We start from the raw sequence: 25,398 nt of genomic DNA on the forward strand, positions 1-25,398 counted from the left end.
CGGCACCGGCCGCCCTCGGGCCTGAGAGCCTCGGAGAACCGTTTTGAGGGGAGAAAAGGGCGCCCCCAGTGGTTACCCCTGTGGTATCATCGCGAGCTTGTTCAGACGGACGGCGTAACCCTCGATGGCTGAATTTGCCAAGGAAGTTTTTCCGGTCAATCTCGAAGACGAGATGCAGCAGTCTTACCTCGATTATGCGATGAGCGTAATCGTGGGCCGGGCCCTCCCCGATGTCCGTGACGGCCTCAAGCCGGTCCATCGCCGCGTGCTCTACGCGATGCGCGAGCTGGGCAACGACTACAACAAGCCGTACAAGAAGTCGGCGCGTGTGGTCGGTGACGTGATCGGTAAATACCACCCGCATGGCGACTCCGCTGTCTACGACGCCATCGTGCGCATGGCGCAGCCGTTCTCGATGCGCTACATGCTCGCAGACGGGCAGGGTAACTTCGGTTCCATCGACGGCGACTCGCCGGCGGCCATGCGCTACACCGAGGTGCGCATGGCGCGCATCGCGGCCGAGCTGCTGGCCGATATCGAAAAGGAAACGGTCGACTTTACCGACAACTACGACGGCTCCGAGAGCGAGCCGGCCGTGTTGCCGAGCAAGTTTCCCAACCTGCTGGTCAATGGTTCCGCCGGGATCGCGGTGGGGATGGCGACCAATATCCCGCCGCACAACCTGCGCGAGGTCGTCAACGCCTGCGTGGCGCTGATCGATGACCCCGACATCTCCATTGATGGCCTGATGGAACACGTGCCGGCGCCGGATTTCCCCACCGCCGGCATCATCAACGGCATCGATGGCGTGCGCGAGGCCTATCGGACCGGTCGCGGCCGGGTCCTGATCCGGGCGCGCTCGCACGTGGAGCCGCTGGAAGGCGGCCAGCGCGAGGCGATTGTCGTCACCGAGCTGCCCTACCAGGTGAACAAGGCGCGTCTGACCGAGAAGATCGCCGAGCTGGTGAAGGAAAAGCGCATGGAGGGCATCTCCGAGCTGCGCGACGAGTCGGACAAGGACGGCATGCGCCTGGTCATCGAGCTCAAGCGCGGCGAGATGGCCGAGGTGGTCCTGAACCACCTCTACATGCACACCCAGATGCAGAATGTCTTCGGCATCAATATGGTCGCGCTGGTAGATGGCCAGCCGAAGGTGCTGGATCTGCGCCAGGTGCTACGGGCCTTCCTGCGTCATCGCCGCGAGGTGGTGACCCGGCGCACGATCTTTGATCTGCGCAAGGCGCGCGAGCGCGCCCACATCCTGGAAGGCCTGGCGATTGCGCTGGCCAATATCGATCCGGTGATCGAACTGATCCGTGCCGCGCCGAACCCGGCCGAGGCCAAGGCCGGGCTGCTGGCGCGCGCCTGGCCGCTGGGCGTGGTCAGCGACATGCTCGATCGCGCCGGGGCCAGTGCCTCGCGTCCCGAGGACATGGCGCCGGAATATGGCGTGAGCGAGGATGGTTATCGGCTGTCGGAGGCCCAGGCCCAGGCGATCCTGGATCTGCGTCTGCACCGCCTCACCGGGCTGGAACAGGACAAGATCCTCGACGAATATCGCGACCTTCTGGAGCTGATCGAAGACCTCCTGGATATCCTCGGCTCGGGCGACCGCCTGCAACAGGAAATCCGCAACGAACTGCTGGGGGTGGCCGAGCAGTTCGGCGACGAACGCCGTAGCGAGATCCGCGAGCGCCAGGCCAACCTGACGCTGGAGGATCTGATTGGCGAGGAAGACGTGGTCGTCACGCTTTCGCACGCCGGCTACGTGAAGTACCAGCCCGTGGCCGACTACCGTGCCCAGCGCCGGGGCGGTCGCGGCAAGGCGGCGACCAGCTTCAAGGAAGAGGATTTCATCGACCGGCTGGTGGTGGCCAATACGCACGACACGATCCTGTGCTTCTCCAGCCGCGGCCGGGTGTACTGGCTGAAGGTCTACGAGTTGCCGCAGGGGTCGCGGGCCGCGCGCGGCAAGCCGATCGTCAATCTGCTTCCGCTGGAAGCGGATGAACGCATCAGCACGATCCTTCCAGTGCGCGAGTACGACCCGGATCACTATGTATTCATGGTGACCGCGCAGGGAACGGTGAAGAAGACCCCGCTGACGGATTTCTCGCGTCGTCGTACCTCCGGCATCATCGCGGTGGATCTGCGCGAGGGGGATCATCTGGTCGATGTCTCCCTGACCGACGGCACACTCGACGTGATGCTGGTGACCACGGCCGGCAAGGCCGTGCGTTTCCACGAGAGCGACGTGCGCGCCATGGGGCGGACGGCCTGCGGCGTGCGCGGCGTGCGCATGGAGGATGACCAGCGGGTGATCGCGCTGCTGAATGTCGACGAGGGATCGGCGCTGCTGGCGACCGAACACGGTTACGGCAAGCGCACCCGTTTCGACGAATTCCCGGTGCATCGCCGTGGTGGCCAGGGCGTGATCGCGATCCAGACCGAGGGCCGCAATGGCCTGCTGGTCGGGGCAGCACGGGTGCTGGACGACGACGAGGTCATGCTGATCACCAATGGCGGGACGCTGGTGCGGACACCGATCGACCAGATTCCATTGATCGGTCGCAACACGCAGGGCGTGCGTCTGATCCGTCTCGATGAAGACGAAAACCTGGTCGAGCTCGCCCGGGTCGCCCAGTTGCAAGGCGAGGACGGCGTCGAAGACGATGAAGAGCCCGGTCAATCGGAAATCGGGACGGACCCGGACCCGGAGACGGGTCCCGAATCCAGTGACGATGGAGAACAGGCATGACGCGAGTGATGAACTTCAGCGCGGGGCCGGCGGCCCTGCCTCAGGCGGTGCTCGAACGGGCGCGTGACGAGCTGCTGGACTTCCGCGGGTCCGGGATGTCCGTGATGGAGATGAGCCACCGCGGCAAGCCCTTCATGGCCGTGGCCGAGAAGGCCGAGCAGGACCTGCGCAGGCTGATGGACATCCCCGACAACTACTCGGTGTTGTTCCTGCAGGGCGGGGCGACCGGGCAGTTTGCCGCCATCCCGATGAACCTGGCGAATGGCCGGGGTATGGACTACATCGATACCGGGGCCTGGTCCGGCAAGGCCATCAAGGAGGCTCAGAAATACGGGCCGGTGAATATCGTGGCCAGCTCGCAAGCGAGCGGGTACGACTCGATCCCGGATCGCGCCTCGTGGAAACTGGACCCGAACGCCGCCTACGTGCACTACACCCCGAACGAGACCATCGGCGGGGTCGAGTTTCCGGAAATTCCGGATGTGGGCGACGTACCGCTGGTGGCGGACATGTCCTCCACCATCCTGTCGCGTCCGATCGACGTCTCGAAGTTCGGCGTGATCTATGCCGGGGCGCAGAAGAACATCGGTCCGGCCGGCCTGACCGTGGTGATCGTGCGCAATGACCTGCTGGAGCGCGACAAGGGCAACGTGCCGGCGGTGCTGGACTGGGCGCTGCAGGCCAAGAACGATTCGATGTACAACACCCCGCCGACCTTTGGCTGGTACCTGGCCGGGCTGGTGTTCGAATGGTTGCTGGAGCAGGGCGGCCTGGAGAGCATGGGCAAGACCAACCAGCGCAAGGCCGCCAAGCTGTACCAGTACATCGACAACTCCGCCTTCTATCGCAACCCGGTCGAGCCCACGGCCCGGTCGTGGATGAATGTGCCGTTTATCCTGGCGGACGATTCCCTCGACGGGACGTTCCTCAACGAGGCGGATGCGGCCGGCCTGTCCTCGTTGAAGGGACATCGCTCGGTGGGCGGGATGCGTGCAAGTATCTATAACGCCGTGCCGGAAAGCTCCGTGGATGCCCTGATCGATTTCATGGCGGACTTCGAGAACCGCCACGCCTGATCCTGTTGAATCGTGGTCGCCGGGCGTAACTACCGGGCCAGGAGGTCGTGATGTACCGAATTCAGACCTACAACAACATCGCCGTGCGTGGGCTGGACCGCTTCCCGCGCGACCACTATGAGGTCGCGTCGGACATCAACCAGCCAGACGCCTTGATGCTGCGGTCGTTCGACCTGCATTCGGTGGAGATCCCGGATTCCGTCCTGGCCGTCGGGCGCGCCGGCAGCGGGGTGAACAACATCCCGGTGGAGGCGCTGTCCGAGCGCGGGGTGGCGGTGTTCAATGCCCCGGGCGCCAATGCCAACGCCGTGAAGGAATTGGTGATTGCCGGTCTGCTGTTGGCCGCGCGCAATCTGTTGCCGGCGGCAGGCTACGTGCAGGGGCTGGACCCCACCAAGGAGGACTTCATGTCCTCGGTGGAGCACGGCAAGAAGAAGTTCACCGGCTTCGAACTGCCCGGCCGGCGCCTGGCCGTGCTCGGCCTGGGTGCGATCGGTGTGGGTGTGGCCAATGCCGCGCGGGCGCTCGGCATGGAGGTGGTGGGCTTCGACCCCAAGGTGACGGTCGAGAACGCATGGCGTCTGGACTCCGGCATCGAGCGCGCGCGCTCGGTGGAAGCCGCGATGGAGGGGGCCGATGCGGTCACCGTGCATGTGCCACTGACCGAGAACACCGCCAATCTGGTCAACGCGAAGAACCTGAGCGGGATGAATCCCGGGGCGATGGTGCTGAACCTGGCGCGCGAGGGCATCGTGGACGACGCCGCTGTGCGCGAGGGACTGGACGCCGAACGCCTGCACGCCTACATCACCGATTTCCCGGTGCAGGGCATGATGGGGCACCCGCGGGTAATCACCCTGCCGCATCTGGGGGCCTCGACGACCGAATCCGAGGAGAATTGCGCAGTGATGATCGCGGATCAGCTGCGTGACTACCTGGAAAACGGCAACGTGGTCAATTCAGTGAATCTGCCGACCCTGGTGCTGGATCGCAAGGGGGATACCCGGATCGCCGTCGTCAACCGCAACCTGCCGGACCGGGTCGGGCGCATCTCGCATACCCTGGGTGAGTCCAACATCAACATCCTGCACTTGATGAACGACTCCCGCGGCGACATTGCGTACACCCTGCTGGATGTGGATGGCCAGCCGGACCAGGCGACCCTGGATGCACTGCATGAGATCGACGGCGTGCTGCGGGCGCGGGTGCTGTAGATCGTGGCCGGGGACCCGCATTCGTCGCAGCCCGCCGACGGCCAGGAAGATCTGGCTGCCCTGCGGGCGCGCATCGACGCGCTGGATGCCGAGCTGCTCGAGCGGCTGAGCGAGCGTGCCCGCTGTGCCGAGGCCGTGGCCCGGGTGAAGCGCAGCCAGGAGAGCAATCCGGTGTTCTATCGTCCGGAGCGCGAAGCCGAGATCCTGCGCCGGGTGCGTGAGCAGAACCCCGGCCCGCTATCCGGCGAAGCGATTACCCGGCTGTTCCGCGAAATCATGTCCGAATGCCTGGCGCTGGAGCATCCGCTCCATGTGGCCTATCTGGGACCGGTGGGCACCTTTACGCATCTGGCGGCGCGCAAGCATTTCGGCCATGCGGTCGAGACCCAGCCGCTGGCCTCTATCGATGCCGTGTTCGACGCCGTAGAGACCGGTCGCGCGCAGTTCGGCGTGGTGCCCATCGAGAACAGCTCCGAGGGGGTGGTAACCCACACGGTCGACTGTTTCATGGATTCTTCGCTGCAGATCTGCGGTGAGGTCGTGACTCCGATTCATCACCATCTGCTGACGCACGCCGAGGATCTCGGTCAGGTCCGGCGCGTGCTGGCCCACGCCCAGGCGCTGGCGCAATGCCGCCAGTGGCTGGACGCGGAGCTGCCGAACGCCGAGCGCGAGGCGGTCTCCAGCAACGCCCGCGCAGCCGAGATTGCGGCGCAGGACCCGACCGTGGCGGCACTCGCCAGCCAGGCCGCGGCCGACCATTACCAGATCCCGGTGCGGGCGCCGCACGTGGAGGATCGCGCCGACAACACCACACGTTTCCTGATTATCGGTTCCGGCACCACGGAACCCAGTGGCGCGGATCGCACCTCGGTGATGCTGACGACCGCCAATCGCCCGGGATCGCTGTATTCGCTGCTCAAGCCGATTGCCGAGTCGGGTATCAGCCTGACCCGTATCGAATCGCGTCCGTCGCGCTGCACGCCGTGGAACTACGTGTTCTTTCTCGACCTGGTCGGCCACCAGCAGGATCCGCTGATCCGCGAATGTCTGGAGCAGCTGCGCGCAAGCGCCGATACCGTCAAGGTGCTGGGGAGCTATCCCCAGGCCGCCACCTGAATCCCCGAGGTTTCCGCATGGCATCCAATCCTTCCGTATCCGCTACGGCCGGCCCGGCGTTTGATCCGGTGACTCTGGCGGTTGCTGGCGTCCAGGGGCTTAGCCCCTACCAGCCGGGCAAGCCCGTGGCCACGCTGGAACGCGAACTGGGGATTACCCAGGCAGTCAAGCTGGCCTCCAACGAGAATCCGTTGGGCCCGTCGCCCCTTGCGGTGGAAGCCGGGCGCGCGGCGTTGGCCGATGCGCATGTCTATCCCGACGGCAATGGCTTCGAGCTGAAGGCACGTCTGGCCGAACGCCATGGCGTGACCCCGGAGCAGATCACCCTCGGCAATGGCTCCAACGAGGTGCTGGAGTTGGTTGCACGGACCTGGCTGGCGCCGGGGCGTGCTGCCGTGTTTTCTGCCCACGCGTTTGCGGTCTATCCGCTGGTGACCCAGGCGGTGGATGCTGTGGCACGAGTGGCCCCGGCGCTGCCCGCCGACCATCCGAAACAGCCCTTCGGGCACGATCTTGACGCGATGCAGGCGCGGGTGGATGGCGATGTGCGGGTCGTGTTCGTGGCCAACCCGAACAACCCGACCGGCACCTGGTTGGATGCTGCGGCGCTCGAAGCCTTCGTGGCCGCGATGCCGGTCACGACCGTGGTCGTTATCGACGAGGCCTATTTCGAATATGTCGAAGAGGCCGAGTATCCGGACACCACGCAATGGCTGGATCGCTATCCGAACCTGATCGTCACCCGGACTTTCTCCAAGATCCAGGGCCTGGCCGGACTGCGCCTCGGCTATGCGGTTAGCTCGCCGGCCATCGCGGACCTGCTGAATCGAGTGCGCCAGCCGTTCAATGTGAATGCGATTGCCCAGGCGGCCGGCCTGGCCGCGCTGGACGACCACGAGCATGTGGAAAAGTCGGTGGCCATCAATCGGGAGGGGGTTCGCCAGGTGAGCGCCGCCCTGCGCGAGCTGGGCTTGCGTGTGATTCCGTCGGTGGGCAATTTCGTGACCTTCGATACCGGCCGCGACCCGGGCCCGGTATATGACGCCATGCTGCGCGACGGCGTGATTACGCGCCCGGTAGAGAATTACGGTCTCCCCGGGCATCTGCGCGTCACGGTCTCGACCCGTGCGGACAATGACCGCTTTCTCGCGGCCCTGAAAAAGGCCCTGGCGTGATCGAACGGCTGGTCATCTTCGGCGTTGGGTTGATCGGCGGTTCGCTGGCCCTGGCCCTGCGCGAGGCGGGGGCCGTGCGCGAGATCGTGGGTTGTTCGCGCAATGCAGACAACCTGCGCGAGGCGCAGCGCCTGGGCGTGATCGATCGCTGGACCACCGATGTCGCCGAGGCCGCCGAGGGCGCGGACTTGGGCGTGCTCGCCGTCCCGTTGGGGGCGATGGAGCCACTGGCGCGCGACCTGGCTGCGGCGTGGCCCGAAGACAGCCCGCTGACCGATGTGGGCAGCAGCAAGCAGGCCGTAATCGATGCGGTGGGTACCGGCTTCGGCAAGGTCCCGCGCGCGTTTGTCCCCGGCCATCCGATTGCGGGGACCGAGAAGAGCGGGGTGGGGGCGGCCTTTGCCACCCTGTTCCGTGAGCGCCTGGTAATCCTGACACCGGTCGATGCCACGAATGCGCTGGCGACCGACCGAGTGGCCGCGATGTGGCAGGCCGCCGGGGCGCGGGTCGAGTACATGACTCCGGCGCACCACGACCGGGTGCTGGCCGCGACCAGTCATTTGCCCCATGTGCTGGCCTTCACACTGGTGTCGTCGCTTGCGAACATGAGCGAGCGCGACGAGATCTTTCATTACGCCGCCGGGGGCTTTCGCGATTTCACGCGCATCGCCTCCAGCGATCCGGTGGTCTGGCGGGATATCTGCCTCGCCAATCGCACCGCCATCCTCGAGGTGATCGGCCAGTACCAGGCCGATCTGGAGGGTTTGCGCAGCGCCATCGAGCACGGCGATGCCGCGACCATCGAACAGAGCTTTGAACACGCCAAGGAAACCCGCGATCGCCTTTGCGACCCCGCGGACGCACAACTGGATACCTGAAAATCGATGAATACCTTTACCGTACAGCCCGGAGGGCAGCTTTCGGGCCGCGCCCGCGTGCCGGGCGACAAGTCGATCTCCCACCGGGCGATCATGCTGGGTGCGCTGGCCGAGGGCGAGACGCGTGTGACCGGATTCCTCGAGGGGGCCGATTGTATTGCGACACTGGAGGCGTTTCGTGCGATGGGCGTGGCGATCGAGCGGACTGGGCCAGGCGATGTACGCATTCAGGGTGCTGGCGTGCACGGGCTCAAGGCCCCGGCGGCGGCGCTGGACATGGGCAACTCGGGGACGGCGATGCGGCTGCTGTGCGGCGTACTGGCCGGTCAGGCGTTCGACAGCGAGCTGATCGGTGATCGCTCCCTGAGCGGGCGGCCGATGCGCCGAGTCACCGACCCGCTCGCGCACATGGGTGCGCACATCGATACCAGCGCGACCGGAACGCCACCGTTGCGGGTACACGGCGGGGCCCCGTTGCGGGGTACGGACCATGTATTGAAAGTCGCCAGTGCCCAGGTGAAGTCGGCCCTGTTGTTGGCAGGTCTTTGGGCGGACGGCAGGACCTGCGTGACCGAGCCGGCGCCCACCCGCGATCACACCGAGCGGATGCTGGCCGGATTCGGCTACCACGTGGAGCGCGACGGCCCCCGTACCTGTGTCGAGGGCGGCGGGCGCCTGGTCGGAAGCCCGGTGGATGTGCCCGCGGACATCTCGTCGGCGGCGTTTTTTCTGGTCGGTGCCTCGATTGCCACCGGCTCGCGCATGCGCCTGGAACATGTGGGGATCAACCCGACGCGCACCGGCGTGATCGACATCCTGCGTCTGATGGGCGCCGAGATCCGCGTCCTCGATCAGCGCGAGGCCGGCGGCGAGCCCGTGGCCGATCTCGAGGTCGAGGCAGCCACTCTGAAGGGGATCCAGATCCCCGAGCATCTGGTGCCACTGGCAATCGATGAATTCCCGGCAATCTTCGTCGCCGCGGCCTGCGCCGAGGGCGAGACGGTCCTGACCGGCGCGGAGGAGCTGCGGGTCAAGGAAAGTGATCGTATCCAGGTGATGGCCGATGGTCTGGCCGCGCTGGGCGTGGACTGCGCGGTGCAGTCGGATGGCATTCGCATCCAGGGCGCTGACGGTTTCACTGGGGGCGAGGTCGACAGCCATGGCGATCACCGCATCGCCATGTCGTTCGCGATGGCCGGGCTGCGTGCCCGAGCGCCGATCCGTATCCGCGATTGTGCAAACGTGGGGACCTCTTTCCCCGGCTTCGTGACGTTGGCGCGTGAGGCCGGTCTGCAACTGGAGGCGGCATGAGCACGGCCATTCCGGTACTGACTATTGATGGCCCCGGCGGTGCAGGGAAGGGCACGGTCTGCATGCGCGTGGCGGCGGCGATGGGCTGGCACCTTCTGGATAGCGGTGCCCTCTATCGGCTGTTGGGGCTGGCTGCGCGGCAGCACGGCGTGGAACTGACCGACGAGGAGGCACTGGCACGCCTGGCCGCGGGTCTGGATGTGGACTTCGAGGTCAATCGGGATGCCACGGCCGTGACCACGCTGCTGGAAGGCGCACCCGTGGACCAACTGCTGCGCACGGAGCAGACGGGCAGTGACGCCTCGCAGGTGGCTGCGATTCCGGCGGTGCGCGAGGCGCTGCTGGAGCGTCAGCGTGGTTTTGCCAAGGCCCCGGGGCTGGTCGCCGACGGGCGCGACATGGGCACGGTCGTGTTCCCCGAAGCGGACCTGAAGATCTTCCTGACGGCCTCGGCCGAGGAGCGGGCCAGGCGGCGATACATGCAGTTGAAGGAACAAGGACTTAGTGCTAATCTCTCCGCCCTTCAGGACGAGATGGAGGCCCGCGACCGGCGTGATCGCGAACGCAGCGTGGCCCCCCTCAAGCCCGCCGAAGATGCCTGGGAAGTGGATACCACGGACTTGGACATCGTCGGTGTGGTGGAGATGATCCTGGAACGCCTCCGGGACGTACTCCCGGAACAAAGCCCCCGCCCCGCGGAATAAGCCGTCGGAAGCGGGATCATAAACGTCTAGAACTGGTTGCAGGAAGTATCTGCAAGCATTTGTTAAACCACAGGTTCACAAATCCATGAGTGAAAGTTTCGCGCAACTGCTCGAAGAGAGCATGGCCTACACCCAGATGCAGCCGGGTGCCATCCTCAGTGCCACCGTCATTGAGGTCACCCCGGAAGTCGTCGTGGTGAACGCCGGCCTGAAGTCCGAGGGGGTCATTCCCACCGAGCAGTTCATGAACGAAGAGGGTGAGCTCGAGGTCAAGGTCGGCGATGTCGTCGAAGTGGCCCTCGAAACCCCGGAAGACGGTTTCGGCGAGACGCGCATGTCGCGCGAGAAGGCCAAGCGAGCCAAGGCCTGGGACCGTCTCGAAGGTGCGATGGAAGAAGAGCAGTACGTCACCGGCAAGATCTCCGGCAAGGTCAAGGGTGGCTACACCGTCGAGCTGGGCGATATCCGGGCGTTCCTGCCGGGTTCACTCGTGGATGTCCGTCCGGTGCGCGATACCGCGTATCTGGAAGGCAAGGAGCTGGAATTCAAGCTCATCAAGCTGGATCGCCGTCGCAACAACGTGGTGGTGTCGCGTCGCGCCGTGGTCGAGCAGGAATACAGCGCCGAGCGCGAAGAGCTGCTGAAGAACCTGCAGGAAGGCGCGCAGGTCAAGGGCATCGTCAAGAACCTGACCGACTATGGTGCGTTCCTGGATCTGGGCGGCATCGACGGCCTGCTGCACATCACCGATATGGCCTGGAAGCGCGTCAAGCATCCGTCCGACGTGGTCGAGATCGGCCAGGAAGTCGAGGTCAAGGTCCTGAAGTTCGACCGCGAGCGCATGCGTGTGTCGCTGGGCCTGAAGCAGCTGGGCGAGGATCCGTGGGAAAACATCACCCGTCGTTACCCGACCGGCACCCGGATCTTCGGCAAGGTCACCAACATCACTGATTACGGCTGCTTCGTGGAGATCGAAGACGGCGTGGAAGGTCTGGTGCACGTGTCCGAGATGGACTGGACCAACAAGAACGTCAACCCGGGCAAGATGGTTGCCATCGGTGACGAGGTCGAGGTAATGATCCTGGACCTGGACGAAGAGCGCCGCCGCATCTCCTTGGGCATGAAGCAGTGCCAGTCCAACCCGTGGGATGACTTCGCCGCCAACCACAACCGGGGCGAGAAGGTCAGTGGCCAGATCAAGTCGATCACCGATTTCGGTGTGTTTGTTGGCCTGGAAGGCGGCATCGACGGCCTGATCCACCTCTCCGACCTGTCCTGGCACGAGGCCGGCGAAGAGGCGATCCGCAACTTCAAGAAGGGTGACGAGGTCGAGGCCGTGGTCCTGTCCGTGGATCCCGAGCGCGAGCGCATCTCCCTGGGTCTGAAGCAGCTGGACCGCGATCCGTTCGCCAACTTCGTGGCCGAGCACAGCAAGGGCAGCATCGTGTCCGGTACCGTGAAGGAAGTGGACGCCAAGGCCGCGGTGATCGAACTGGCCGACGGCATCGACGGCATCCTGCGTGCCGCCGACATCTCCCAGGATCGTGTGGAGGATGCCAGCACCGTGCTGAAGGTCGGCGAAACCGTCGAAGCCCGATTCATGGGCGTTGACAAGAAGACCCGCGCCATCAGCCTGTCGATCAAGGCCAAGGATCGTGCCGAGGAAGCCGAGATGGTCTCCGATTACGGCAGCAATGCCGGTACCGGTACTACCCTGGGCGATCTGCTCAAGGAGCAGATGGACAAGAACGACTAAGTCCGTTCTGCAGCGGCCCACGGTGCCGGAAGGTGCCGTGGGCCATTTTGTTCCGGGAAACCGGGTTTCCTTCCTGTCTGTGACGAGTGCCAGATGACCAAATCGGAATTGATCGAGAACCTCGCCCGGAAATCGCCACATTTGCCTGCCAGGGATGTCGAGATGTCGGTCAAGGCATTACTCGAACGGATGAGTCATGCGCTGGCCAATGGGCAGCGGGTAGAGATTCGGGGCTTCGGCAGTTTTTCCCTCCATTTCCGGCCCCCAAGGCTGGGACGCAACCCCAAGACCGGTGAAGGTGTTGCCTTGCCCGGTAAGCATGTCCCCCATTTCAAGCCCGGCAAGGAATTGCGCGAACGGGTAAACGGCTCCATCGACGGAAACGACTAGGGACCGTCCGTGGACGACCGACGTCGACAGCAGATTCGCAATGCCGTGGCCTTTGCCGCGCTTATCGTGATTTCGTCCGCTGTTGGCATTCTTGTTGTATTGAACGAAGACCTGGTGACCCTTGCGTTACCCGGTGTGCAGATCGAGGCGCCGCTCGTGGTGTTCCTCGGGATTGCGGCCCTGTTCGGGGTCGTTTTGGCTTCGCTCGTACTCTGGCTGCGGCTGCGCCGGTTGCGTCAAAAGATTGCAGACCTGCGCGAACAGAACCATGCCCTCAAGGTCGAGGTCGAGCAGTTGCGTACCGCACCCATGCGGGATTTCTACTAGTCACGTGGCGCGCATGCGGCCACTGACGCCCCGCACGTTCCTTTTCTCATCCGGGAACCATTCTCGCTCATGATCGACGACTGGTTCTGGTTGCTGCTACCTATTGCGGCTGCGAGTGGCTGGTGGCTCGCGCGTTACGGCGTGCCGGAAGACCGTGAGGAACGGGAGCCGTCACTGGATCGCTACCTGGAAGGTGTGCGCCACCTCCTCGACGACCGCACGGATGATGCCCTTCAGGCCTTCATCGAAATGGTGGAAGTCGATCACGAAACCTTCGAGACCCATGTAATCCTGGGCCGGCTCTTCCGGCGTCGGGGCGAGGTCGATCGCGCCATCCGTATCCATCAGAACCTGGTCGCGCGGCCCACGCTGCCCGCGGCGCAGCGGGCGCAGGCCCTGTGCGAACTGGGCGAGGATTTTCTCCTGGCCGGCGTATTGGATCGGGCGGAGGCGGTGTTTCGTGAATTGGCGGATTCGCCGCATCAGGCGGTCGCCGCACTGGAAGGCCTGCGTCAGGTCTACGAGACCCAGCGGGAATGGGAGCGTGCGATCGAGGTGGGCGACCGGCTGAAGGAACATGGGGTCGCGCACGAGCATCAGAGGATCGCGCATTATCATTGCGAACTGGCCCAGATCGCGCTGGACAAGGGTGACTGGGAAAGCGCCAGAGCGCGCGCGGAGCAGGCCGAGGGCCTGGTGCCGGGGCTTTCGCGGGCACTGCTGATCCAGTCGGAGATCGCGGCACGCAAGGGCGAGATCCGCGAGGCGATCGGATTCGGACGCGATGCGGTGGCGCGTACCCCGCAGCTGGCGCCCTTGCTGGTACCGCGTATCGAGCGGTTGCATCAGGAGCTGCCTGGGGAGAATCGTCTAGGTCAGCTGGAGGAGCTCCTCGACGATCTTGCGCGCAACCGTGGGATCACGATGGCGCGCATCGCCCTGATGCGTCTTTATCGACGCACTGGCCGACTGGATGCCGCGCTGATGGAGCTGGGTTCGATCCTGGCACAGCGCCCGGTGCCGACCTCGGGATTGCTGGAGGCGGTGCGCTGGATGAAGATTCTCCCGGCGGTCCAGCAATACAGCACGGAGTTTGCAGCATTCGAGAAGGCCCTGGCGGACCAGCTCGGGAGCCAGCATCTGTACCAGTGCGTGAACTGTGGCTATCAAGGGCGTGCGCATGTGTGGCAGTGCCCAAGCTGTCGTCGCTGGGATACGCTGCGCGGTCTCGACTTCGACATTGACCAGACGACGGAGGCCGCCGAGGAGGCGCTAATCCGCGAAGGGAGTCCCCGTTCATGAATCCGATTCCGGAACCTGCAACGCGCCTGATTGTGGCGCTCGATTTTTCCGAAGCCGAAGCCGCACTGGCGTTCGCCCGAAAGCTTGATCCAGCCCAGTGCGCGCTGAAGGTCGGGTTTGAGCTGTTCGTGGTCGCCGGGCCCGAACTGTTGCACCGTCTGCACGGCCTGGGTTTTCGCGTCTTTCTGGATCTGAAGTTCCACGACATCCCGAATACGGTGGCGGCGGCTTGTCGGGCCGCGGCGCGGACCGGTGTCTGGTTGATTAACGTGCATGCCAGCGGCGGTGTGGAGATGATGCGCGCCGCGCACGCGGCGGTGCGCGAGACGAATGACACGACGGCACTTCTGGCCGTAACGGTGCTGACCTCCAGTGACGCCGGTACCTTGCGTGAGATCGGCGTGAATCGCGAACCGGCCGAGCAGGTGCGTCTGCTGGGCGAACTGGCGGTGCGCAAGGCGGGCTTGGAAGGGCTGGTCTGTTCGGCGCAGGAGGCCGCCATGCTGCGCCGCCTGCTCGGCGAGGATCCGTTGCTGGTAACGCCCGGAATTCGGCTGGAGGACGCGGGCGGGGACGATCAGAAGCGGGTGATGACCCCCGAGCGGGCGATCTCGGCCGGGGCCAGCGCCATCGTGGTCGGCCGGCCGATCACGCGTGCCGCGGACCCGAGCATGGCCATGGAGGCCTTCATCACACGATTGGGGAAGAGGGAATGACGGCGTGGATTGGAGGGGTTTTCGCAGGGCATCAATCCCGCTAGGATGCCGTTGGTGCATGGATGCACCGATCGTTCAATGAAGATAAGGAGCGTTTTCATGAAGAAGCTTTTTCAATGCGCGAAGTGCTGGGCCCTGGCGGGCCTTTGCGTCCTGCCGTTGGTGATGGTTACGGCCTCGGGAGGCCAGCCGCTCAACGTGAATGGCGCATCCGCCGAAGAGCTGGCCGCGCTGCTGGACAACGTCGGTCCGGTGAAGGCCCAGGCGATCGTGGAGCACCGCGAGGTACACGGTGAGTTCGCTTCGGTGCAGGCACTGACCGAGGTCTCCGGAATTGGTGAACGCACCGTGGAGATGAATCTCGACCGCATCGTCGTCGAGTAACGTTGTAGCGTAGTGGGTGGCAGCGCGTGCTGCCACCCGGTTCCAGCCCCTGGTCAATGGGTCCGTGAGGACGCGTGGGCCAGGGGTTCGTTATTGAGCGCCCAGGAGATGGAATGAGCCAGAATCACCCACCGATCCGTACCGCCGTGTTCCCGGTTGCCGGCATGGGTACGCGCTTTCTGCCGGCCACCAAGGCGAATCCGAAGGAGATGCTGCCGATCGTGGACAAGCCGCTGATCCAGTACGCAGCGGAGGAAGCGGTGGAAGCGGGGATCGAGACCCTGGTGTTCGTGACCGGGCGCAACAAGCGCTCCATTCCGGACCACTTCGACAAGGCTTACGAGCTGGAACATGAGCTGGAGGAGCGCGGCAAGACAGAGCTCCTGGAGCAGGTGCGCAATATCGTTCCGCCGAACGTGACCTGCGTCTATGTGCGCCAGTCCGATGCGCTGGGTCTCGGCCACGCGGTGGCCTGCGCCCATCCGATTGTGCGTAACGAACCCTTTGCCGTGATCCTGGCGGACGACCTGATCGAGTCAAGTAATGGCGGGGCAACGCGGCAGATGGTCGAGCAATACGCCGAGCACGGGTGCAGCGTGCTCGGGGTGGAAGAAGTGCCGGGTGACCGCACACATCAGTACGGGATCATCGATCCAGTGAAGACCGGCCCGCGCAGCTGGGATGTGAAGGGGATCGTCGAGAAGCCCGATCCGGACCAGGCCCCGTCGAACGTGGCGGTGGTGGGGCGTTACATCCTGACCCCGAGAATATTCGAGATGCTGGCCACACAAAAGCCAGGGGCCGGCGGCGAGATCCAGCTGACCGATGCCATCGCGCGGTTGCTGGAGCTGGAGCGGGTAACGGCCTTCAACTTCGAGGGGCGCCGCTTCGATTGCGGTTCCAAGCTGGGCTATCTGGAGGCGACCGTGGAGCTCGCTCTGAACCACCCGGAGCTGAAAGACGACTTCGCCGAGTATCTTCGCAACCGCTAGGGAGACGCCGAGCCTCTGCGGGTCCTGTCACCACCAGAAACGGCGCTGACGCGGCCGGATCGGCAGGCGCCCGCGCCAGTACTGGATCAGCAGGAAGCCGAAGGCCATCCCGCCCAGATGAGCGAAATGGGCGATGCCGGCGAGCGTGCCGGAGATCCCCAGGTACAGCTCCAGCGCACCGTAGCCGATCACGAAATACTTGGCCTTGATCGGGATGGGCAGGAAGATCAGGAACAGGCGCTGGTTGGGGAACATCATCCCGAACGCGAGCAGAACCCCGAATACCCCGCCCGAGGCCCCGATGGTCGGGTAGATCATGTCACCGTTGCCGTGGGCAGTGATGACCAGCTGCACCAGCCCGGCGCCGATCACGCACACCAGAAAGTAGGTCCCGAAGGTGCGTGAACCCCACGCGTTCTCGATCTGCACGCCCAGCATCCATACGGCGAACAGGTTTACGAACAAATGGACTGGACCGCCGTGCAGAAAGCCGTAACTGACCAGCTGCCAGAGCTGGAAGTCGGGCACCCGCATCCAGCTGCCGTCCTGATGGACGGTGGCCGGCGTGCCGATGGGCCAGAGCCCGAAATGGGTGATCAACCAGTCACCCAGCCACGGCATGGTGAGGAACAGGCCCACGTTGGCGATCAGCAGGAAGCCGATCACCGGCGGCATCATGCTGAAGTCGGGGTGGCGGGGGTCCGGGTGCGTCATCGGACTCTTTTGCTCCCCGCCGTCAGGTGAAATCGTCGGTTACGGCACCGCGACTGGCCGAGCCCACGATACGCGAGTATTTCGCCAGGACCCCGCGGTCAAAGCGGGGCACCGGCGGCTCCCAGGCCGCGCGGCGGTGTTCCAGCTCGGCTTCGTCGACCTGCAGCGTGAGCCGGTTTTCTCCGGCATCGATCTCGATCGTATCCCCGTCCCGGACCAGCGCAATCGTGCCGCCGGTCGCGGCCTCGGGGGCAACATGTCCAACCACCATTCCGTACGTCCCGCCGGAGAAGCGCCCGTCGGTGATCAGACCAACGGAATCGCCCAGGCCCGCACCGATGATCGCGGCGGTCGGCGCGAGCATCTCGCGCATGCCGGGACCCCCACGCGGCCCCTCGTAGCGGATGACGAGGATATCGCCGGCCTGGATCTGGCCGTCGAGGATGGCATCCAAGCAGGCCTCCTCGGAGTCGAAGCAGCGCGCGGGGCCGGCGATGGCGGTCCGCTTGAGTCCGGTGATCTTGGCCACCGCGCCCTCGGTCGCGAGATTGCCCTTGAGGATGGCCAGGTGCCCGTGTGGGTACAGGGGCCGCTCTAGCGGGCGGATGATTTCCTGATCCGGGGAGGGCGTATCGGGGATCTCCGCCAGGGTCTCGGCCAGGGTGGCCCCGGTAATCGTCAGGCACTCACCGTGCATGAGCCCGGCATTCAGGAGCATCTTCATCACCTGGGGCGTGCCGCCCACCGCATGGAACTGGGTGGTCACGTAGCGTCCGGAAGGCTTCAGGTCGCACAGCACGGGGACCTTGCGGCGGATGCGCTCGACGTCGTCGATGTCCAGGGGGACCTCGGCGGCATGCGCAATCGCCAGCAGGTGGAGTACTGCGTTGGTGGAGCCCCCGATGGCCATCACCACGGCGAGGGCGTTCTCGAAGGCCTCGCGGGTCAGGATGTCGCGCGGGCGCCGGTTCGCGTGGATGGCCGCTACCAGGACCTCGGCCGACCGGGCGGCCGAATCGCCCTTTTCCGGGTCCTCGGCGGCCTGGGTGGACGAACCGGGGAGGCTCATGCCCATGGCCTCGAAGGCACTCGACATGGTATTGGCGGTGAACATGCCGCCGCAGGAGCCGGCGCCGGGGCAGGCGTTGCGTTCCACGCCCTGAAGGTCCTCGTCGGACAGATTGCCGGCACCATGCTGGCCCACGGCCTCGAAGGCGCTGACGATAGTCAGGTCCTGACCCTTGTAGTGCCCGGGCTTGATGGTTCCGCCGTAGACGAAGATGCCCGGCACGTTGAGACGGGCCAGGGCAATCATCGCCCCGGGCATGTTCTTGTCGCAGCCGCCGGTGGCGAGAATGCCGTCCAGGCTCTGGCCGTTGACTACGGTCTCGATGGCGTCGGCGATGACCTCGCGCGAGACCAGCGAGTACTTCATCCCCGGCGTCCCCATGGAGATGCCGTCGGAGATGGTGATGGTACCGAAGGTCTGTGGCATGCCCCCGGCTTGGCGCACCGCCTGTTCGGCGCGGGCGGCGAGGGCACCAATGCCCATGTTGCAGGGCGTGATCGTGCTGTGCGCGTTGGCAATGCCCACGATCGGGCGCTGAAAGTCGTCGTCGCCGAAGCCGACTGCGCGCAGCATGGCGCGGTTGGGCGTGCGGCGGGGCCCTTCGGTGACGACGCGGCTGCGGCGGTTGTCCTGTGCCATGGTCTTCCCTGCAGTTGTGGGTTAGTGGGCGCCGGGCTCGCCGTGGCGCGAGTAGCGGCCGTTCATGAAACGATCGAAGAACTGCCCGAGGGCGGGGTGTTCGATCTGTTCGCCGCGAGTATCCGGCTCCAGGTGGCGTTCGGCCACGTAGGTGCTGTGCGAATAGCCGTCCACCAGCACGTGATACCACGGCTGGTCTTTGGGTGGGCGGCTCTTGGCCACGGTTTCGTACCATTCGTCCGACCCGGCGTACACCGGATCCACATCGACGATCACACCCCGGTAATCGAACTTGGTATGGTGAATGAGCTCACCAACGGTAAAGCGTGTGCGTGTGGTCATGTTCGCCTCTGTACTGCCTCGGTGCGCAAGCCTCTATTGTGGACCGCGGCCACCGGCGCGTGTTCGAGCTCGGCTCTCGGGTGCACCGCATGGCACTGTACGACTTTGTATTTAAAGCTATAACGCCCCTAACGGTACCGCCATGAGTCGCAAGCAAAACAGGCTGGACGCCAGCTTCCACCACCATATCCCCGAAGGCGATGATCGCGAACGGCGTGTCTGCGACCATTGTGGCTTCGTTGACTACGAAAACCCGCGAATCATCGTCGGCAGCGTGGCCATCTGGGAAGACCGCGTATTGCTTTGCCGAAGGGCCATTCAGCCGCGTCGTGGTTTCTGGACCCTGCCGGCGGGGTTCATGGAAAAGGGGGAAAGCCCGGCCGAGGGGGCCCGCCGCGAGGCCTGGGAGGAGGCACGGGCCGATCTGGAAATCGAACAGTTGTTGGGCGTCTATAGCGTCCCGCACATCGGGCATGTGCAGATGATCTATCGGGCGCGTTTGCTGAGCGATGCGATTGCCCCGGGCCCTGAATCGGAAGAGGTCGGCCTGTTCCGATTCGATGAACTGCCGGAGGAGCGCGCCTTCCCGTCGGTGACCTGGGCCCTGCAGCACTATCTGGAAACCCGAGACCGGGTCGATTTCGCCCCGCGCTCGGCCCCGCTGGCCAATGGGGAAGGTGTCACCCCCGGCCTTTGACCGTGGCGCTGTCTGCGCGCGCCTAATCCCGGTCGCGCTGCGGCCCGTAGTGGCGAAACTTTTCCAGGACGCGATCCATCTCCGCGTCATCCAGCAATTGCGGCCCTCCGATCTGCAGGCTCAGCACATATTGCCGTGCCAGGAGTTCAACCTCCTCGGTCAGCCACAAGGCGCGCTCCAGGTCCGTCCCGGTGGCAATCATCCCGTGATTCGCGAGCAGGCAGGCCGTGCGGTCCCGCAGGGCCGCCACCGCGAGCCGCGAGAGGGTCTCCGTTCCAAACGTGGCGTACGGGGCGCAGCGGATGGAGTTCCCGCCGGCGGCGGCGATCATGTAGTGCAGCGCGGGGATGTCGCGTCCCTGGATCGCCACGACACTGGCATGGACGGAATGGACATGGACGACCGCTCCCAGCTCTGGTCGCGCCTGCAGGATGGCGCGGTGGAAGTGCCATTCGCTGGAGGGCTTGCGACCCGGCACCCATTGTCCGTCTGCATCGATATAGACCAGGTCGTCCGGCTGTAACGCCTCGTACGCGATGCCCGAGGGCGTAATCAGCATGCCGTCGCCGCAGCGCACGCTGATATTGCCCGAGGTGCCCTGGTTGAGCCTGCGACGATTGGTCTCCATGCCGGTGTGTATGACGGCTTCGCGAAGGGCCGTCTGGTCGGCGGGGTAGTCGGGGTTTGCGATCATCTTTTTTCGCGCTGAGTGGGGGTAACTCGATTGTACCGGCTTTGTCCGGGAACCCCGCGCAAGGATTGTGGTCAATCGGAAAAAGCCCGCATCCGCCATGGGTGATCATTTTCGTTCATGGAAATTGGGCCGTTCGGCCGTCTATAGTCACCGTGAATATCCGGTTCGCCCGATATCGGCGAATTCTTGTTTGTTACAGGGAGGAAGCACCATGAAAAACGTCGCACGCCTGATTACCGCCACCTCCGTGGCCGCCGCACTCACCCTCGGGCTGGGTGCCGGCAGTACTGTTCACGCTTTCGATGAACACGAGGCCACCATCGATTACCGCCAAGGCGTGATGCGCGCCATTGGTGGCAACGTGGGCGCCATTGCCGCCGTGGTCGTGGACGGCGCCGAGTTTGGCGACAACCTCAAGATGCATACCAGTCAGCTGGTGGCGCTCAGTCAGGACATCCCGAGCCTCTTCCCCGAGGGAAGCGACTTCCCGGACACCGATGCCAAGGAAGAGATCTGGGGCGACTGGGAGCGCTTCGAGGAGCTCTCCAATGACACCGTCGAGGCCGCCGAGGCCTTGCACGCAGCGGTGGAAGCCGGTGACGAAGACGAGTACGCCATCCGTTTCCGCAACCTCGGACAGTCCTGCCAGGCCTGCCACGACGACTTCCGCCGCGAGTAATCCGCAGTGGTAGCAGGTAACAAGGGGCTGACAGCCTGCCTGTCAGCCCTTTTTCTGGTTGGATCGGCGGCCACGGTGCAGGCAGGGGTGCAGATTGGCGAGCACGACCCGTCCGCGGGCACCGACGAGCAGATCGCCTACGGTGAGTACGTCTTGCGAGCCGGTGGCTGCGTGACCTGCCACACGGCAGAAGACGGGGAATTCCTGGCCGGCGGGCGTGCGATCGAGAGCCCGTTTGGCGTGTTCTATGGTCCGAACATCACCCCGAATGCGGAGGACGGTATCGGGGGCTGGTCGGAGGAGGACTTCAAGCGCGCCCTGCTGGAGGGCCGCAGCCCGGACGGACGGCACTACTATCCGGCCTTTCCATATACGTCGTACACCCAGATGCAGCCGCGAGACGTGGAAGCCCTGTGGGCCTTTCTGCAATCCGAGGTGGAGCCCGTCGCTCGGGAAAACACCCCGCATGACCTGGTCTGGTATGCCCGGTTCCGGTCATCCCTGATGGGCTGGAAGTGGCTGCATTTCGAACCGGGCACCTTCGAGGCGGACCCCGAGCAGTCGGACGAATGGAACCGTGGGGCCTACCTCGCCAACGCCCTTGGACACTGCATGGAGTGCCATACTCCGCGCACGCGGACCGGTGGTCTGGACCTCAAGCGCATTGGGGCCGGCGCCCGACTGCCCGACGGGGACGTTGCCTCCAATATCACCCCGGATCGCGAAACCGGCATCGGACGCTGGGGGGAGCGGCATATCGCGCGCTATCTGGAGATGGGCCTGACCCGCGACGGCGATTTTGCCGGCGGCGGCATGGCCGACGTGATCGACCACGGTACTGCCCACCTGACCGATGCCGATCGCCGCGCCATCGCGATTTATATTGGTTCTCTGGAGCCCATCGAACACGATCCCGAGTAATCGGCACCCGCTGTACGCACCACGAAAAAGGGCCAGGTCGCAATGACCTGGCCCTTTTCCTGTATCTGGCTCCCCGGGACGGGCTCGAACCGCCGACCTAGTGATTAACAGTCACCCGCTCTACCAACTGAGCTACCGGGGAATTGGGCGCAAATGCTAATGGGGCGGGGCGGGGGCGTCAAGGAAAATCTGGCCGCCCTTCGCGTTTTACCGCCGTTCGCGGCCTCAGCTGTGGTTGGCCACGAACTGGCGCAGGCGTTCCAGGGCCTTGTCGAGCTGAGCGACGCTGGTGGCGAACGAGACGCGAACATGGCCCGGGGCCCCGAAGGCGCTGCCCGGCACCAGGGCCACCCCCACCTCGTCCAGTAGCTGCTTGGTCAGGGCCACATCGGTATCGATGTCCGCGGCCTGCATCAATCCGGTGACGCGCGGGAAGCAGTAGAACGTACCGTCTGGCATCAGGCACTCGATGCCGTCGATGGCATTGAGGCCGTCGACCACACGACGTGCCCGCTCGGCAAAGGCGGAGCACATGGCGACCACGCAGTCCTGATCGCCATCGAGTGCGGCCTCGGCCCCGGCCTGGGCAATGGAAGTCGGGTTGGAGGTGCTTTGCGACTGGATCTTCTTCATCGCCGCGATCAGGTTCTTCGGTCCACCGGCGTAGCCGATACGCCAGCCGGTCATCGCGTAGGCCTTGGAAACGCCGTTCAGGACCACGGTACGGTCCAGCAGGTCCGGGGCCACGTTGACGATGTTCACGAACGGCGTGGAGCCGAACAGGATGTGCTCGTACATGTCGTCGGTGGCGATGACGACGCGCGGATGGCGCCGCAGGACCTCGGCCAGTTCCGTCAGTTGCTCGGCCGAATAGGCGGCACCCGTGGGGTTGGACGGGCTGTTCAGGAACACCAGGCGGGTGTTCGGGGTGATCGCCGCTTCCAGCTGTGCGCCGGTGATGCGGAAGCCGGCTTCCTGCTCTGCGCTGACGACCACTGGCCGGGCACCGGCGAGCAGGGCGATATCCGGGTAGGAGACCCAGTAGGGGGCTGGGATCACCACTTCGTCGCCCGGGTTCAGCAGGGCCTGGCAGAGGTTGAAGATGCTCTGCTTGCCGCCGGAGGAGACCAGGATCTGGTCGGGGGTGAACGTCAGGCCGTTGTCGCGATCGAATTTCCGAATGATGGCGGCCTTGAGACTGACCGTTCCGTCCACCGGAGTGTACTTGGTTTCTCCGCGGGCAAGCGCGTCGACCGCGGCCTGCTTGATATGCTCGGGGGTATCGAAATCCGGTTCTCCGGCCCCCAGCCCGACAATATCCCGACCCTCGGCTCGCAGCTGGGCGGCCAGGGCGCTGACGGCGAGAGTGGGGGAGGGCTGGATGCGCTGGACGCGGTCGGAGAGCTCGATTTCCAAGGTGGGGCCTCTGTGTGATCGGGGCGAAGGGCCGCGCGGGCGGTCGGGTGCGAAATGATACTGAAATCAGGCGCGGAGGATAAGGTGCAGCCAGGCGAAGGCGAACAATTCCAGGTGGTGTCCGAATACCAGCCGGCTGGCGACCAGCCCGCGGCGATCGCGGCATTGACCGAAGGCCTCGAGGCGGGCCTGGCACATCAGGTCCTGCTCGGGGTCACCGGGTCGGGCAAGACGTTCACCATCGCCAATGTGATCGAGAATATCCAGCGCCCCACCATTATCCTGGCACCAAACAAGACCCTGGCCGCCCAATTGTACGGGGAATTCAAGGAGTTTTTCCCGAACAACACGGTGGAGTATTTCGTTTCCTACTACGATTACTACCAGCCGGAGGCCTACGTCCCATCCTCGGATACCTATATCGAGAAGGACGCGTCGATCAACGACCACATCGAGCAGATGCGCCTGTCGGCCACGCGTGCGTTGCTGGAGCGCCGCGATGCGATCATCGTGGCCTCGGTCTCCGCGATTTACGGCCTGGGTGATCCGCGCAAGTATCTCTCCATGGTGCTGCATCTGGAGCGCGGCGAGCGTATTGACCAGCGCGACTTGCTGCGGCGCCTGGCGGAGTTGCAGTACACCCGCAACGATGCGGAGCTGCGCCGTGCGACCTACCGCGTCCGCGGCGAAGTCATCGACATCCACCCGGCGGAATCGGACATCGAGGCCGTGCGCATCGAGCTGTTCGACGACGAGGTGGAACGCCTGTCGTATTTCGACCCCCTGACCGGCGAGCAGCTGCGCACCGTCCCGCGTCTGACGATCTACCCGAAGACCCACTACGTGACGCCGCGCGAAACCCTGTTGGGGGCGGTGGACCACATCCGCGACGAATTGAAGGAGCGCCTGGACTTTCTGCGCAAGGAAGACCGGCTGGTCGAAGCACAGCGGCTGGAGCAACGCACGCTGTTCGATCTGGAGATGATCCTCGAGATCGGCTACTGCAACGGCATCGAGAACTACTCGCGCTACCTCTCCGGCCGCGCCCCGGGCGAGCCGCCACCGACCTTTTTCGACTACCTGCCCAAGGATGCGCTGTTGGTGATCGACGAGTCGCACGTGTCGGTCCCGCAGGTGGGCGGGATGTACAAGGGCGACCGTTCGCGCAAGGAGACGCTGGTGGAATACGGCTTTCGCCTGCCATCGGCGCTGGACAACCGGCCGCTGCGTTTCGAGGAGTTCGAGGCCTTGCAGCCGCAGACGATCTACGTCTCCGCCACCCCGGGGCCCTATGAGCGTGAGCATGCCGACGCGATCGTGGACCAGGTGGTGCGCCCGACCGGGTTGCTGGACCCGATCCTGGAGATCCGCCCGGCCGGTACCCAGGTGGACGACGCACTCTCCGAGATTCGCGATCGTGTCGAATGCAATGAGCGCGTCCTGATCACCACGCTGACCAAACGCATGGCCGAAGATCTGACGGATTACCTGTCCGAGCACGGGGTACGCGTGCGCTACCTGCACTCGGATATCGATACCGTCGAGCGCATGGAGATCATCCGCGACCTGCGCCTGGGCGAGTTCGATGTGCTGGTGGGGATCAACCTGCTGCGCGAAGGCCTGGACATGCCGGAGGTCTCGCTGGTGGCGATCCTGGATGCCGACAAGGAGGGCTTCCTGCGCTCCGATCGTTCGCTGATCCAGACCATCGGCCGCGCCGCGCGCAACGTCAACGGCAAGGCGATCCTGTACGCCGACAAGGTGACCGGATCCATGCGGCGCGCGATCGACGAGACCGAGCGCCGCCGGGCCAAGCAGATCGAGCACAATGAGGCCCACGGGATCACGCCCAAGGGCATTCGCAAGAACGTTGCGGACATCCTGGAGGCGCGCAACGCGATGCCCGGCGCCGGTGGCCGACGAGGCCGGAAGGTGGCGGAGGAGGGCGCCGATTACGTGGGCGCGCCGGAGAATGCGACCAAGGAGATCGAGCGCCTGGAACAAGAGATGTTTGCCAAGGCCCGCGACCTCGAGTTCGAGGAGGCCGCCCGCATTCGCAACCGCATCGAAAAGCTCAAGGCACTCGCCTTTCTCCCCGAAGCCTCGCTATCCTGAAAAGATGGCT

At 64.8% G+C, this 25,398-nt stretch carries 24 protein-coding genes and 1 tRNA gene; 19 read left to right on the forward strand and 6 right to left on the reverse strand.

The window, feature by feature from the left end; all coding sequences use genetic code 11:
* Positions 1-124 precede the first annotated feature (124 nt).
* The 15 genes from gyrA (at position 125) to galU (ending at position 16,102) form a co-directional block, all read left to right on the forward strand.
* Entirely contained in the window at positions 125-2,758 is a 2,634-nt protein-coding gene (gene gyrA, locus B0684_RS09950; protein ID WP_018176814.1) for a DNA gyrase subunit A, read from the forward strand.
* Positions 2,755-3,834, forward strand: coding sequence for a 3-phosphoserine/phosphohydroxythreonine transaminase (gene serC / locus B0684_RS09955; RefSeq protein ID WP_018169753.1), 1,080 nt, complete (start codon positions 2,755-2,757; stop codon positions 3,832-3,834). Before gyrA ends, serC begins: the two co-directional genes overlap by 4 nt.
* A 50-nt stretch (positions 3,835-3,884) precedes the next feature.
* On the forward strand, positions 3,885-5,048 hold the full coding sequence (locus B0684_RS09960) for a 3-phosphoglycerate dehydrogenase family protein (protein WP_018145711.1): 1,164 nt from the start codon (positions 3,885-3,887) through the stop codon (positions 5,046-5,048).
* A 3-nt stretch (positions 5,049-5,051) separates the two neighbouring features.
* Positions 5,052-6,167 carry a prephenate dehydratase gene (pheA, locus tag B0684_RS09965; protein WP_018176813.1) on the forward strand — a complete coding sequence of 372 codons (1,116 nt, stop codon included), beginning with the start codon at positions 5,052-5,054 and terminating at the stop codon, positions 6,165-6,167.
* A gap of 17 nt (positions 6,168-6,184) precedes the next feature.
* Positions 6,185-7,342: a histidinol-phosphate transaminase gene (gene hisC / locus B0684_RS09970; RefSeq protein ID WP_018650151.1), complete on the forward strand. Its 1,158-nt coding sequence runs from the start codon at positions 6,185-6,187 to the stop codon at positions 7,340-7,342.
* Positions 7,339-8,220 carry a prephenate dehydrogenase gene (locus B0684_RS09975; protein WP_018176811.1) on the forward strand — a complete coding sequence of 294 codons (882 nt, stop codon included), beginning with the start codon at positions 7,339-7,341 and terminating at the stop codon, positions 8,218-8,220. The genes hisC and B0684_RS09975 overlap by 4 nt, the downstream gene beginning before the upstream one ends.
* A gap of 6 nt (positions 8,221-8,226) precedes the next feature.
* Positions 8,227-9,531, forward strand: a complete 1,305-nt coding sequence (gene aroA, locus B0684_RS09980) for a 3-phosphoshikimate 1-carboxyvinyltransferase (protein ID WP_018650150.1) — start codon at positions 8,227-8,229, stop codon at positions 9,529-9,531.
* Positions 9,528-10,235, forward strand: a complete 708-nt coding sequence (gene cmk, locus B0684_RS09985) for a (d)CMP kinase (RefSeq protein WP_018169758.1) — start codon at positions 9,528-9,530, stop codon at positions 10,233-10,235. Before aroA ends, cmk begins: the two co-directional genes overlap by 4 nt.
* A gap of 85 nt (positions 10,236-10,320) precedes the next feature.
* Positions 10,321-11,991 carry a 30S ribosomal protein S1 gene (gene rpsA / locus B0684_RS09990; protein ID WP_018650149.1) on the forward strand — a complete coding sequence of 557 codons (1,671 nt, stop codon included), beginning with the start codon at positions 10,321-10,323 and terminating at the stop codon, positions 11,989-11,991.
* Between the two features lie 93 nt (positions 11,992-12,084).
* A complete protein-coding gene (locus B0684_RS09995; protein ID WP_018145704.1) occupies positions 12,085-12,381 on the forward strand; it encodes an integration host factor subunit beta in 297 nt (98 codons plus the stop codon).
* Between the two features lie 9 nt (positions 12,382-12,390).
* Positions 12,391-12,708, forward strand: coding sequence for a lipopolysaccharide assembly protein LapA domain-containing protein (locus B0684_RS10000; RefSeq protein WP_018145703.1), 318 nt, complete (start codon positions 12,391-12,393; stop codon positions 12,706-12,708).
* A 69-nt stretch (positions 12,709-12,777) separates the two neighbouring features.
* Positions 12,778-14,010 (forward strand): tetratricopeptide repeat protein, encoded by a 1,233-nt coding sequence (locus B0684_RS10005; protein WP_018169759.1) that lies wholly within the window; start codon positions 12,778-12,780, stop codon positions 14,008-14,010.
* Positions 14,007-14,726, forward strand: a complete 720-nt coding sequence (gene pyrF, locus B0684_RS10010) for an orotidine-5'-phosphate decarboxylase (RefSeq protein ID WP_018169760.1) — start codon at positions 14,007-14,009, stop codon at positions 14,724-14,726. Before B0684_RS10005 ends, pyrF begins: the two co-directional genes overlap by 4 nt.
* A gap of 99 nt (positions 14,727-14,825) precedes the next feature.
* Positions 14,826-15,110, forward strand: a complete 285-nt coding sequence (locus B0684_RS10015; protein ID WP_018650148.1) for a ComEA family DNA-binding protein — start codon at positions 14,826-14,828, stop codon at positions 15,108-15,110.
* Positions 15,111-15,223: 113 nt separating this feature from the next.
* The gene (gene galU / locus B0684_RS10020) at positions 15,224-16,102 is read left to right on the forward strand and encodes a UTP--glucose-1-phosphate uridylyltransferase GalU (RefSeq protein ID WP_018169761.1); all 879 of its coding nucleotides are present in this window, start codon (positions 15,224-15,226) and stop codon (positions 16,100-16,102) included.
* A 27-nt stretch (positions 16,103-16,129) separates the two neighbouring features.
* Here galU and B0684_RS10025 read toward each other — a convergent pair whose 3' ends face one another.
* Genes B0684_RS10025 through hspQ form a run of 3 tightly spaced genes read right to left on the reverse strand, consistent with a single transcriptional unit; the run spans position 16,130 to position 18,866 of the window.
* Entirely contained in the window at positions 16,130-16,816 is a 687-nt protein-coding gene (locus B0684_RS10025; RefSeq protein WP_018145698.1) for a rhomboid family intramembrane serine protease, read from the reverse strand.
* 22 nt (positions 16,817-16,838) lie between these two features.
* Positions 16,839-18,524 carry a dihydroxy-acid dehydratase gene (gene ilvD, locus B0684_RS10030; RefSeq protein WP_018176807.1) on the reverse strand — a complete coding sequence of 562 codons (1,686 nt, stop codon included), beginning with the start codon at positions 18,522-18,524 and terminating at the stop codon, positions 16,839-16,841.
* Between the two features lie 21 nt (positions 18,525-18,545).
* Positions 18,546-18,866: a heat shock protein HspQ gene (hspQ, locus tag B0684_RS10035; RefSeq protein ID WP_018169763.1), complete on the reverse strand. Its 321-nt coding sequence runs from the start codon at positions 18,864-18,866 to the stop codon at positions 18,546-18,548.
* A gap of 142 nt (positions 18,867-19,008) precedes the next feature.
* Here hspQ and B0684_RS10040 point away from each other — a divergent pair, with 142 nt between their 5' ends.
* The gene (locus tag B0684_RS10040; protein ID WP_018650147.1) at positions 19,009-19,563 is read left to right on the forward strand and encodes an NUDIX hydrolase; all 555 of its coding nucleotides are present in this window, start codon (positions 19,009-19,011) and stop codon (positions 19,561-19,563) included.
* 22 nt (positions 19,564-19,585) lie between these two features.
* Here B0684_RS10040 and B0684_RS10045 read toward each other — a convergent pair whose 3' ends face one another.
* Entirely contained in the window at positions 19,586-20,257 is a 672-nt protein-coding gene (locus B0684_RS10045) for an L-fuculose-phosphate aldolase (protein WP_018650146.1), read from the reverse strand.
* Between the two features lie 211 nt (positions 20,258-20,468).
* Between B0684_RS10045 and B0684_RS10050 the strand changes: the two genes are divergently transcribed.
* Both B0684_RS10050 and B0684_RS10055 read left to right on the forward strand, forming a co-directional pair.
* Positions 20,469-20,936 (forward strand): c-type cytochrome, encoded by a 468-nt coding sequence (locus B0684_RS10050; protein ID WP_018169766.1) that lies wholly within the window; start codon positions 20,469-20,471, stop codon positions 20,934-20,936.
* 39 nt (positions 20,937-20,975) lie between these two features.
* Positions 20,976-21,857 carry a c-type cytochrome gene (locus B0684_RS10055; RefSeq protein ID WP_077277024.1) on the forward strand — a complete coding sequence of 294 codons (882 nt, stop codon included), beginning with the start codon at positions 20,976-20,978 and terminating at the stop codon, positions 21,855-21,857.
* Between the two features lie 66 nt (positions 21,858-21,923).
* Here the strand turns inward: B0684_RS10055 and B0684_RS10060 are convergent.
* Positions 21,924-21,999, reverse strand: a tRNA-Asn gene (locus B0684_RS10060).
* Between the two features lie 83 nt (positions 22,000-22,082).
* Positions 22,083-23,273, reverse strand: a complete 1,191-nt coding sequence (locus B0684_RS10065; protein WP_018650144.1) for a pyridoxal phosphate-dependent aminotransferase — start codon at positions 23,271-23,273, stop codon at positions 22,083-22,085.
* 84 nt (positions 23,274-23,357) lie between these two features.
* Here B0684_RS10065 and uvrB point away from each other — a divergent pair, with 84 nt between their 5' ends.
* Positions 23,358-25,388, forward strand: a complete 2,031-nt coding sequence (gene uvrB / locus B0684_RS10070; RefSeq protein ID WP_018650143.1) for an excinuclease ABC subunit UvrB — start codon at positions 23,358-23,360, stop codon at positions 25,386-25,388.
* Positions 25,389-25,398 lie beyond the last annotated feature (10 nt).

Source organism: Thioalkalivibrio versutus, assembly GCF_001999325.1.
Lineage (GTDB): Bacteria > Pseudomonadota > Gammaproteobacteria > Ectothiorhodospirales > Ectothiorhodospiraceae > Thioalkalivibrio > Thioalkalivibrio versutus.

Coding starts and splice junctions, on each gene's coding strand:
- gyrA (WP_018176814.1), top strand. CDS start 125: ATGGCTGAATTTGCCAAGGAAGTTTTTCCGGTCAATCTCGAAGACGAG.
- serC (WP_018169753.1), top strand. CDS start 2,755: ATGACGCGAGTGATGAACTTCAGCGCGGGGCCGGCGGCCCTGCCTCAG.
- B0684_RS09960 (WP_018145711.1), top strand. CDS start 3,885: ATGTACCGAATTCAGACCTACAACAACATCGCCGTGCGTGGGCTGGAC.
- hisC (WP_018650151.1), top strand. CDS start 6,185: ATGGCATCCAATCCTTCCGTATCCGCTACGGCCGGCCCGGCGTTTGAT.
- aroA (WP_018650150.1), top strand. CDS start 8,227: ATGAATACCTTTACCGTACAGCCCGGAGGGCAGCTTTCGGGCCGCGCC.
- cmk (WP_018169758.1), top strand. CDS start 9,528: ATGAGCACGGCCATTCCGGTACTGACTATTGATGGCCCCGGCGGTGCA.
- rpsA (WP_018650149.1), top strand. CDS start 10,321: ATGAGTGAAAGTTTCGCGCAACTGCTCGAAGAGAGCATGGCCTACACC.
- B0684_RS09995 (WP_018145704.1), top strand. CDS start 12,085: ATGACCAAATCGGAATTGATCGAGAACCTCGCCCGGAAATCGCCACAT.
- B0684_RS10005 (WP_018169759.1), top strand. CDS start 12,778: ATGATCGACGACTGGTTCTGGTTGCTGCTACCTATTGCGGCTGCGAGT.
- pyrF (WP_018169760.1), top strand. CDS start 14,007: ATGAATCCGATTCCGGAACCTGCAACGCGCCTGATTGTGGCGCTCGAT.
- B0684_RS10015 (WP_018650148.1), top strand. CDS start 14,826: ATGAAGAAGCTTTTTCAATGCGCGAAGTGCTGGGCCCTGGCGGGCCTT.
- galU (WP_018169761.1), top strand. CDS start 15,224: ATGAGCCAGAATCACCCACCGATCCGTACCGCCGTGTTCCCGGTTGCC.
- B0684_RS10025 (WP_018145698.1), bottom strand. CDS start 16,816: ATGACGCACCCGGACCCCCGCCACCCCGACTTCAGCATGATGCCGCCG.
- ilvD (WP_018176807.1), bottom strand. CDS start 18,524: ATGGCACAGGACAACCGCCGCAGCCGCGTCGTCACCGAAGGGCCCCGC.
- hspQ (WP_018169763.1), bottom strand. CDS start 18,866: ATGACCACACGCACACGCTTTACCGTTGGTGAGCTCATTCACCATACC.
- B0684_RS10040 (WP_018650147.1), top strand. CDS start 19,009: ATGAGTCGCAAGCAAAACAGGCTGGACGCCAGCTTCCACCACCATATC.
- B0684_RS10045 (WP_018650146.1), bottom strand. CDS start 20,257: ATGATCGCAAACCCCGACTACCCCGCCGACCAGACGGCCCTTCGCGAA.
- B0684_RS10050 (WP_018169766.1), top strand. CDS start 20,469: ATGAAAAACGTCGCACGCCTGATTACCGCCACCTCCGTGGCCGCCGCA.